Genomic DNA, 8,629 nt, shown 5'->3' on the forward strand with positions numbered 1-8,629 from the left:
GTAGGGAGAAGGTGACGGTAAGCATGTGTCGGATGAGCGGCGGCGGTGTAGGGGGAGCGAGCGGTAGGCGGTGTAGGGAGAAGTAAAGCCAAAGTCATGCGGCGGATGAGGGCAGGCGGAGAAGCGCAAACGCAGAAGCGTAAGCAGCACCGGCACGAATACGGGCTGTGTGAGGCAGCGGAGCGCGCCGGACGGCGCGGAAGAGCACGAAAGGAGCACGAAGCGGAAACGCGGCGGCGCTCGTTGACGCAGATTTAGCGTCAGCCAAAGGAACGGATGGGGCAAATTTCAACCCGATCCGTTTTTTATCGTTGACCAATCCGGTCAACAGGATTATACTGGAATTGACCATAGTGGTCAATGGGTTGGCCGATCGGGAAGGAAAGTAGGGATTCGATGTTCGATAAGTTTGAAAGCCTGGAGGGGGAAAAGCGCAACCGGATCGTCAACGCGGCGCTGAAGGAGTTTGCGCGACGCGGGTATTCGCTGGCCTCGACCAATGAAATGGTGAAGGAAGCCGGTATATCCAAGGGCCTGCTGTTTCATTATTTTCAAAATAAAAAGCAGCTGTTTCTGTACCTGTTTCGCTATATTGTCCGGCTGCTGGAGGAGGAAATTTACGGGAAATACGATTTTGCGGAACGCGATTTTTTTCAGCGCTGCCGACAGTTGACGGGGATCAAAATGGAGATTTTGGGGCTGCATCCTGAAAGCTTCGATTTTCTGGTGGCCGCTCAATTGGAGCAGGCTGAGGAGGTGCGCCCCGACCTGGAGCGCCTGACCAGGGAAGTGATGGCGAGCAGCGTGGCAAAAGTGATGGAAGGGGTCGATTACACGCTCTTCAGGCCCGGAATCGACACCGGCCGGGCGGTGAAAACCGTTTTATGGGCTTTTGAGGGGATCGTCAAAGAGGAATTGCAGCGTGCCAAGGACATCGGCGTCCCGGTCGATTACGACACGGTTTTTGCCGAGACGGACCGGTACATCGGGCTGTTCGCCAAAGTGTTTTATCAGGAAGGGGAAGAAGGGGGAGCGGAGCATGGCGGTGATCGAGCTTGAGGGACTGACCAAAACGTACGGGAAAGCAAGAGGAATCGAAGGGCTTACGTTTCAGGTGGAAGAGGGGGAAGTGTTCGGCTTCATCGGCCCGAACGGGGCGGGGAAGTCGACGACCATCCGGACGCTGCTTTCGCTGATCCGGCCGTCCGCTGGAAGCGCCCGTATCTTCGGAAAGGACTCGCAGCGGTTTGCCACGGAAGTGAAACGGGACATCGGGTATCTGCCCTCGGAGGTGTTTTACTACGACAACATGAAGGTGAAGGAGCTGCTTGCATACTCCGCCAGCTTTTATAAAAAGGACTGCGCCCGGCGGATCGGGGAGCTGGCGGAACGGATGAACCTGGACCTGAACCGGAAAATCGACGACCTGTCCTTCGGCAACCGGAAAAAAGTCGGCATCGTGCAGGCATTGCTGCATGAACCGCGGCTGCTTATTCTCGACGAGCCGACGAACGGGCTCGATCCGCTGATGCAGCAGACGTTTTTCGAGCTGCTCCGGGAGGAGAACCGGAAAGGGACGACCGTCCTCTTTTCCTCCCATGTGCTGAGCGAGGTACAGAAGATGTGCGACCGGGTCGCCATCATCAAGGAAGGGCGTCTGGTGCAGCTGGAGAAAATCAGCACGCTCCGGGAAAACACCTACAAACGGTTCCGGCTGGAGACGGCGGGACCGGCCGATGCGGGGCGGTTTGCACTGGATGGCATAAGCAGCCTCGCCGTGTCCGGGCATTCCGCTTCCTTCCTGTACCGGGGCGGCCTGAACCGGGTAACAGCCATGCTGGCGGAGCTGGATCTGGCAAACCTGTGGATCGAGGAGCCGGATCTGGAGGAAATTTTTCTGCATTACTATGAAAAAGCGGGGGCGGCGGGATGAACATGTTCCGGCAGGAGTGGAGGACGCTCCGCAAATCGGTCCTCGGCTGGACCTTGTCGCTTATCGGGCTGGCTGTGCTGCTGCTGTCCCTCTTTCCCGCTTTCGCGCGGGACGCTGAGGAATTCAGCCGGCTGCTGGAGGCTTACCCCGAATCGCTGCTTCAGTCGTTCGGCGTAACACCCGACAGCATGGCTACGCTGACGGGCTACTACTCGTTCGTACTGGTTTATGTCGCGCTTGGGGCGGCGGTGCAGGCGATGAGCCTGGGACTCGGCACGCTTTCCCGGGAGGAACGCGGCAAGTCCGCCGACTTCCTGTTCAGCAAGCCGGTCTCCCGCGCCCGGATCGCAACGGCAAAGCTGCTGGCCGCCCTGGCCGCGCTCGTTGCGACAAGCGGCGGGTATCTGACCGTTTCGGTCCTGCTGGCAGTTCGACTGGGCGATTCGGATTTTCGGCTTCCCGTCTTTGTGCTGCTTTCGCTGACGGTTTTCTTCGTACAGCTTGTCTTTCTGTCCCTCGGGGCTTTGCTGGCCGTGCTCGTGCCGAAAGTCCGCTCGGTAACGCCCGTCTCCCTGGCGGTCGTGTTCGGCTTGTTCGCCGTCGGCATGATCGGCTCGGCCATCGGCGACGACGCGCTGCGGTACGTCAGCCCGTTTCGGTACTTCGACGCCGCTTACATCGCCGCGAACGCCGGGTATGAGCCGCGCTTCGCCTTGACCGCTGCCGCCGTGGCAGCCGTTTCGGCCGCCGCCAGCTACGCCGTGTACCTTCGGCGCGACATTCAAGCGGGGTAAGCCGTGCGCCGGCTGCCGGCCGCACGGGAGCGGATTATGGAGAGGGAGTGGATTCCATGAATTTGTTTTGGAGAGAAATCAAAGCAAGCCGCAAAGCGCTGCTTTGGTGGACGCTCGGCGCGGTTTTCCTGATCGCGGCCGGGATGGGCAAATATGAAACGGTGGCCGCCTCAAGCGGCGCGCTGAACGACGTCATGGGGAGCATGCCGCGCTCGCTGCGGCTTCTCCTGGGCCTCGGCGACTTCGATCTTTCCACGTTCGCCGGGTATTTCGGCGTGCTCCATGTGTACCTCAGCGTCCTCGCGGGCATCCACGCCGTCACGCTGGGCGCGGGCGTCATCGCCAAAGAGGAACGGGACCGTACGGCGGAGTTCCTGCTGACCAAACCGGTTTCCCGCCGGAGCATCGTCACCGCCAAGCTGCTCGCGGCCTTTGCGGGCGCCCTTGTGTTGAACGCCGCCGCCTGGGGCGTCTCGCTGGCGGTCGCGGCGCAGGCGGGCGCCGCATCCGCTGCCGGGGATATCGCGCGGCTGCTGTTGGGCACGCTTGGGGTGCAGACGGTGTTTCTGCTGCTCGGCGCGGCGCTCGCCGCCTGCACCCGGCGGCCGAAGCTTGCGGGCTCCTGGGCTTCCGCCGCACTGTTTGGCGCGTATTTTCTTTCGCTGGGCGCCGACCTGGGCGGAAACCTGGCCGTGCTTCGCTACGCGACGCCGTTTCAGTATTTTTCCGGCGCCCGGCTGCTGGCGGGCGAAGGCGTAGAGCCCGCGCTCGGCGTGCTGGCTGTCCTGTGGGCGGGCGTCTGCCTGGCCGCCGCATACCGGGGTTACGGGAAGCGGGACATAGTCGGCTGACGGAAACGGGTCCGTTTGCGGGGCGGCACCGGTTCGCGGCGGATTTGCTCCGATCCGCAACCTTGGCCGGAAACGGATCGTCAATTGGGTATAAGAGGCAGGCTTTGCGAATGCGCCGGTTTTTCTCATTTCCCTTCCGGGGAAGCCGGCCCGAATCTTTACGGCCTGGCATTCCGACACCTGGCCCGCCTTTTACCCTAAAGGAGTGAATCGTCATGAAAGCTAATGATCCGCAGCAGTTCCGTTCTGTCACCGCCCATGTCTCCCAGCCCGTCAACCGGGCCGGTTCCTCCGTCTATTCCCGCAAAGGTACGGGTTCTCCGGCCAAGTGGCTGGCGCTTCCGTTATCCGCCGCCCTCCTCTTCGGCGCCGGCGGCATTCTGCCCGGAATGGGCGCCGGTCAAGCTTCCGCCGCGTCCCCCGCGCCTGCCGCCCCGGCGAATGCCCTGAAGCTGTCGACCTTGTCTTTTCTCGTCGACGGGCAGCAGCTGAAGCTTTCCGGCGGAGCGTCGGTGACCGGCGACACCTACGTCGAGCTGAGCGCGCTTGCCAAACAGATGGGGCTGTCCGCTTCCTGGGACGCGCCGACCAAAAAGGTCACCGTCCGCGGCAAAGGCGTGGCGATTGCGCTTCGGCCGCAGGATTCCCGTTACTTTATCAACAGCCAGGACGTGTATGCCGTTCCCCCGATCATTATCAAAGGCAAGACGTATGTCCCTCTGCGCTTTTTTGCGGAACGGACCGGCTATGCCCTGAACTATAACGGCCCGGCCAAACAGTTCGTGCTGACGCCGATTCCGATGAACGCCTTGACCGTTTCCACCAAAACGTTGAATGCTTCCCGTCCGGGAATGACCGTGAAGGTTGCGTATCCGGCGCTTTCCGGCTGGAAGAACGCAGACGTGCAGACCAAGCTCAACGACTTTTTCGCAAAAGAAGCCAACCGCCTGCTGAGCGCCGGGAAAAAGGATATGGAAACCGCGGCCGGCGATTTTCTTCCCGGGGAAGGGCAGCAGGTGCCGCCCGTTGAATTCAGCGTCGGCTATAAGATCACTTCGAATACCGGCGGCATGCTGAGCATGCGGTTCGAGGTGTATCAATATTTGGGCGGCGCGCATGGAGGAACGTATTACGACTCGCATACGTTTGACCTTGCGACCGGAAAAGAGCTGACGCTGAAGGAAGCCGCGCTGAACAACCCGGACTACATCGGCATTATCAACAAAGCGGTCAAAGAAGGGTTCGCCAAAGGCGAATTTGCGCTTCTGACGCCGTTCGAGACCATTAAAGCCGACCAGGACTTCTTCCTGCAAAACGGGGCGGTTGTCGTTTACTTCTCGGAATACGAGTACACGCCTTATGCCGCCGGAATTCCGCAGTTTTCCATCCCTCTCGCACGTTTTAAATAAAGCGGGGCCATCATTCGCGGCCCTGTTTAAGCAAAAAAAGAGCTGTCTTTCGGTCATGACGCGATGACCGGAAAGACAGCTCTTTTTTGTGCGGGCCGGCGGGTCACAGGCTGGCGACGGACCCGCCGTCCACCCGGTAATTGGCTCCGTTGATGAAGCTCGCCTGCTCGGAGGCGAGGAAGACGACCGCCGCCGCCACCTCCTCGGGTCGGCCGGGCCGGTGCAGCTCGATGTGCCGCCGGTCGTTATCCAGGAACGTTTCGATGGCCTCCTCGCGGTCCACGCCCTGCTTTTCGGCCTGCAGGTCCATCATGGATTCGACCATCGGCGTCCGGATAAACGCGGGCGACACCGTGTTCACCAGAATCCCGTCCTTGGCGTATGTCTTCGAAAGGGATTTCGTGATGTTGGCGACCGCCGCCTTTGATGCGTTGTAGTTCGGCATGTCGGCGTCCGGCTGGAAGCCCGATTCCGAGCTGATGTTGATAATCCGCCCGTGCTTCGCCTTTTTCAGATGGGGGAGCGCCGCTTGGGTGACCCGCACCAGCCCGAACACGTTGATCTCAAAAAGCTCCCGCCAATCGTCGATGCTTTGTTCCTCGAAGGAGCCGGAGCTGTTGACGCCGGCATTGTTGACGAGAATGTCGATCGAGCCGAACCGTTCGGCCGCCGCCGCGATGAACCGGTCCACGTCCTCCTGCTGGGTGATATCCGCTTGCATGGCCAGCGCTTCCGCGCCTGCCTGCCGGATAGCTTCTTCCGCTTCGCGCAGCTTGTCCGCGCTCCGGGCGCAGATGGCGACCCGGCAGCCCTCCGCCGCGAACGCCTTCGCAATGGCCAGGCCCATGCCCTGGCTGCCTCCGGTGACCACCGCCGTTTTCCCCTGAAGTCCGAAGTTCACTGGAAATCCGCCTCCTCCCGCAAATTGAGAACACCCGGCGTTGGCACTCCGGGCGCTGATTATTCTCCTGTATTTACCCCTTTCGGCCTCGGTGTGACACAAAAGAGGAGGAATGCGTGTGAAGGTGCGGGCAAGTCCGGTCAGCCGGAAAGGGCGGAGCGGTAGGCGGTGGGGGCGACGCCGTGCACCTTTTTGAACATTTTGGAAAACAGCAGGGCGTCCCGGTACCCGACCGACCGGGCCACCTCGCCGACCGTGAGGCCGCCTCCGTTCAGCAGCTCGCAGGCTTTTTCCATCCGGTAGCGGAGCAGGTACTGCTGCGGCGGAAGGCCGGTCGCTTCCCGGAACAAGGCGGAAAAATACTTCCGGTCCAGCCCGAGAAAGGAAGCCAGCTCGCCGATTGTAATTTCTTCGCAGTAATGGGCGCGCATGAATTCCATGCTCCGGTGCACGTACTGGTCCCGTTTTTTGCGCTGCGCCGGTTCTGCGTCCGCCGCCGGGGCGGCTTCGGCCAGCGCGGACAAAAACTCGTACAGCAGCGCCTTGAGCGCGACGGCCCGGCTGTTCGGCCGTTCCGCCGCCTGGGCCAGCCGCTCGTAAAGCGGGGGCATGACCTTCAGGTCCATCGGGAACACCGGTGTCTCCGGTGCAAGCCCGGTCCGCGCGAGAATCTGCGGCGCCTCCGTCCCGTCAAAACCGATCCACGAATAGGTCCAGGGAGATGCTTCATCGGCCGCGTAATAAGTGACGATGTGGGGATAGACCAGAAACCCCTGGCCGGCCGCCAGGGTGTAGTGCCGTTCGCCGACGCGAAGCGTGCCGGTGCCGTTGTGAATAAAATGAATTTTGTACAGGTCGCGGACGCAGGGGCCGACCGAATGGCCGGGCGCGCAATCCTCCCGTCCCCAGTAAACCAGATGCAAATCGGGCTCGCCGCGAAAAGGCTGCTCCGGGTTGTAATGAAAAATGGCCATGGCGTCCTCCTTGAACGGACAAAAAACGCGGCCCGAAGCCGCGTTCCGGAAATACCGACATTATACCATGCCGGCGGTTTATTCGTACTCCGTTTGCCTTTCCTCGTCGGCCATGCCCTGTACCTCTTCGGGGGTCAGGAGCATCACCCGGTAGCCGCTTTCCTCCGCCAGCCGAAGCGCGCGCCGTTTGATGAACCGGGGGCTGGCCTCGCCGGATTCCTCGTCGTACAAGAGAAGAATGCCGTCGGTCTTCTGGAACAGCAGATCGTCCCGGGCGCGCAGCTGGCGGACGTCCCGGTACGGCTCCCGGCTCGCCGATCCGTAAAAATCGATGCGCTTTACCAGCTCGCGGAAGTAAGTTTGCTTTTCTTCCTTCCAGCTTTCCTCGGGGTTTTGGTAGGCGGCCAGGATCGCCACTTTCAGCTCGGGGTACTGCTTTTTCAGCTCCAGAGCGGCCTCGCACGCCCAAAGGTCGACGCCGTACTGTCCCGGCGTGATGACCCACTCCAGCCCCTCCTCGACGAGCGGGAGCAGCCGGGCGGCGATGGCTTTTTTGATGTAGGGGATGCCCGGGTGCTTCTCGTTGAAAATGCCCAGCTCGTGCGCACGGTACCCGGTAACCAGCAGGTTTTTCACAGGCCCGTCACCCGTGCCGGTCCGGCTTGCGGCTTCCCGGTCCTCCGTCTGCATGAGGCAAGGCGCCGTTTTTCTGCATCCGCCCCGGCGGCGCTTGCCGGTCTCACTTCACCCACTGCACCAGCTCCTCCAGCGTTTGGCGCGTTTGCGGCGGGGGGTCCTGGAGCCGGTAGCCGAAGGCCGCCATGCAGGACACGCCGAATTCCCGGCTGTCCAGCAGCCCTTCTTCGCGGAGAAGGGCCTCCACCGCGATCCCGTCAAAGCCTTCGATCGGGCACGAGTCGATGCCGATCAGGGCGGCGGCGGTCATCATATTGCCGAGGGCGATGTAGGTTTGCCGGCAGGCCCAATCGAATACGGCGCGCTCGTTGTCCTCCGGCGTCCGCGAACGGTTTTCCAGAAAGCGGCGGTAGCTCGTCTGCTTGTATTCGAAAATCTCCGGGGAAAGCTTCTGGACGTCGTTCATCATGTGCAGGATGTGGGGCGAGTCGGCGGCCATGGCTTCCCGGGTACGGGCGAGCAGGATGATGAAATGGCTGGCGCCCGCCAGCTGGTTTTTCGCTCCGGCGGCGATGGGCATCAGCTTCTCGCGCAGGTCCTTGTTTTGAATGATCAGGTATTTCGCCGGCTCGAACCCGTACGAGGTCGGGGACAAGCGGGCGGTTTCGAGCACGTAGGCAAAGTCGTCCGCCGGGATTTGGCGGGCCGGGTCGAAGGCCTTGCAGGCGTGGCGGAAGCGGTAGGCTTCCAGAATGGCTTCTTTGTTCATGGCTACACGGTCCTTTCGGATACAGGGGTTCGCGGCGCAAAAGCGCTCCGCCGCTCCTTACACCCCTTGATTATAAAAGCCGAAGCGGAGAAAGGTAAGTACGCACATTGGTGTGCGCTAGGATACCTTTTGTGCCTATGCCCGGGAAACGGGGTGGAGGCAAGGGGGGCGGTTTCTCAGCGTGCGGGAAGGTTGTCTCGATAACCTTACCCTACTGAGGATACTCGTAGGGCCCCCTTTTTTTTGGGGGCGCTTTTGCACAATTATATGGACTAGCTCGGTACGTTCGACCGGGTCGGCATTTTGCTGTAGGTTTGCAGCAATGCTCCGGGCCTAAGGCCTGCTTTTCCGAGATTGCTGCG

The 8,629-nt window shown here is 61.3% G+C and carries 9 protein-coding genes; 5 read left to right on the forward strand and 4 right to left on the reverse strand.

Annotated features, from left to right (window positions below):
- The first annotated feature begins 396 nt into the window (after positions 1-396).
- From AC6I6H_RS22165 to AC6I6H_RS22185, 5 genes are all read left to right on the forward strand, one after another.
- Complete coding sequence (locus tag AC6I6H_RS22165) at positions 397-1,059, forward strand: TetR/AcrR family transcriptional regulator (protein ID WP_497956736.1); 663 nt, start codon at positions 397-399, stop codon at positions 1,057-1,059.
- Positions 1,040-1,933: an ABC transporter ATP-binding protein gene (locus AC6I6H_RS22170; RefSeq protein WP_497956738.1), complete on the forward strand. Its 894-nt coding sequence runs from the start codon at positions 1,040-1,042 to the stop codon at positions 1,931-1,933. The genes AC6I6H_RS22165 and AC6I6H_RS22170 overlap by 20 nt, the downstream gene beginning before the upstream one ends.
- On the forward strand, positions 1,930-2,727 hold the full coding sequence (locus AC6I6H_RS22175) for an efflux permease Rv1217c-related protein (RefSeq protein ID WP_497956739.1): 798 nt from the start codon (positions 1,930-1,932) through the stop codon (positions 2,725-2,727). The genes AC6I6H_RS22170 and AC6I6H_RS22175 overlap by 4 nt, the downstream gene beginning before the upstream one ends.
- Positions 2,728-2,783: 56 nt before the next feature.
- On the forward strand, positions 2,784-3,578 hold the full coding sequence (locus tag AC6I6H_RS22180; RefSeq protein WP_497956741.1) for an ABC transporter permease subunit: 795 nt from the start codon (positions 2,784-2,786) through the stop codon (positions 3,576-3,578).
- 215 nt (positions 3,579-3,793) lie between these two features.
- Positions 3,794-4,987 carry a stalk domain-containing protein gene (locus AC6I6H_RS22185; protein ID WP_497956743.1) on the forward strand — a complete coding sequence of 398 codons (1,194 nt, stop codon included), beginning with the start codon at positions 3,794-3,796 and terminating at the stop codon, positions 4,985-4,987.
- A gap of 103 nt (positions 4,988-5,090) precedes the next feature.
- On the opposite strand, the gene AC6I6H_RS22190 is transcribed toward AC6I6H_RS22185, so the two are convergent.
- The 4 genes from AC6I6H_RS22190 to AC6I6H_RS22205 form a co-directional block, all read right to left on the reverse strand.
- Entirely contained in the window at positions 5,091-5,888 is a 798-nt protein-coding gene (locus tag AC6I6H_RS22190; RefSeq protein WP_497956746.1) for an SDR family NAD(P)-dependent oxidoreductase, read from the reverse strand.
- A 140-nt stretch (positions 5,889-6,028) separates the two neighbouring features.
- Entirely contained in the window at positions 6,029-6,862 is an 834-nt protein-coding gene (locus tag AC6I6H_RS22195) for an AraC family ligand binding domain-containing protein (RefSeq protein ID WP_497956747.1), read from the reverse strand.
- Positions 6,863-6,940: 78 nt separating this feature from the next.
- The gene (locus AC6I6H_RS22200; RefSeq protein ID WP_497956750.1) at positions 6,941-7,498 is read right to left on the reverse strand and encodes an SLOG family protein; all 558 of its coding nucleotides are present in this window, start codon (positions 7,496-7,498) and stop codon (positions 6,941-6,943) included.
- A 103-nt stretch (positions 7,499-7,601) separates the two neighbouring features.
- A complete protein-coding gene (locus tag AC6I6H_RS22205; RefSeq protein WP_497956748.1) occupies positions 7,602-8,267 on the reverse strand; it encodes an NAD(P)H-dependent oxidoreductase in 666 nt (221 codons plus the stop codon).
- Between the last annotated feature and the right edge of the window lie 362 nt (positions 8,268-8,629).

Source organism: Gorillibacterium sp. sgz306347, assembly GCF_059735245.1.

What these genes read in the sequence shown, in the direction of transcription:
- AC6I6H_RS22205 (WP_497956748.1), bottom strand. Translation starts at nt 8,267, where the DNA reads ATGAACAAAGAAGCCATTCTGGAAGCCTACCGCTTCCGCCACGCCTGC.
- AC6I6H_RS22185 (WP_497956743.1), top strand. Translation starts at nt 3,794, where the DNA reads ATGAAAGCTAATGATCCGCAGCAGTTCCGTTCTGTCACCGCCCATGTC.
- AC6I6H_RS22165 (WP_497956736.1), top strand. Translation starts at nt 397, where the DNA reads ATGTTCGATAAGTTTGAAAGCCTGGAGGGGGAAAAGCGCAACCGGATC.
- AC6I6H_RS22170 (WP_497956738.1), top strand. Translation starts at nt 1,040, where the DNA reads ATGGCGGTGATCGAGCTTGAGGGACTGACCAAAACGTACGGGAAAGCA.
- AC6I6H_RS22175 (WP_497956739.1), top strand. Translation starts at nt 1,930, where the DNA reads ATGAACATGTTCCGGCAGGAGTGGAGGACGCTCCGCAAATCGGTCCTC.
- AC6I6H_RS22180 (WP_497956741.1), top strand. Translation starts at nt 2,784, where the DNA reads ATGAATTTGTTTTGGAGAGAAATCAAAGCAAGCCGCAAAGCGCTGCTT.
- AC6I6H_RS22195 (WP_497956747.1), bottom strand. Translation starts at nt 6,862, where the DNA reads ATGGCCATTTTTCATTACAACCCGGAGCAGCCTTTTCGCGGCGAGCCC.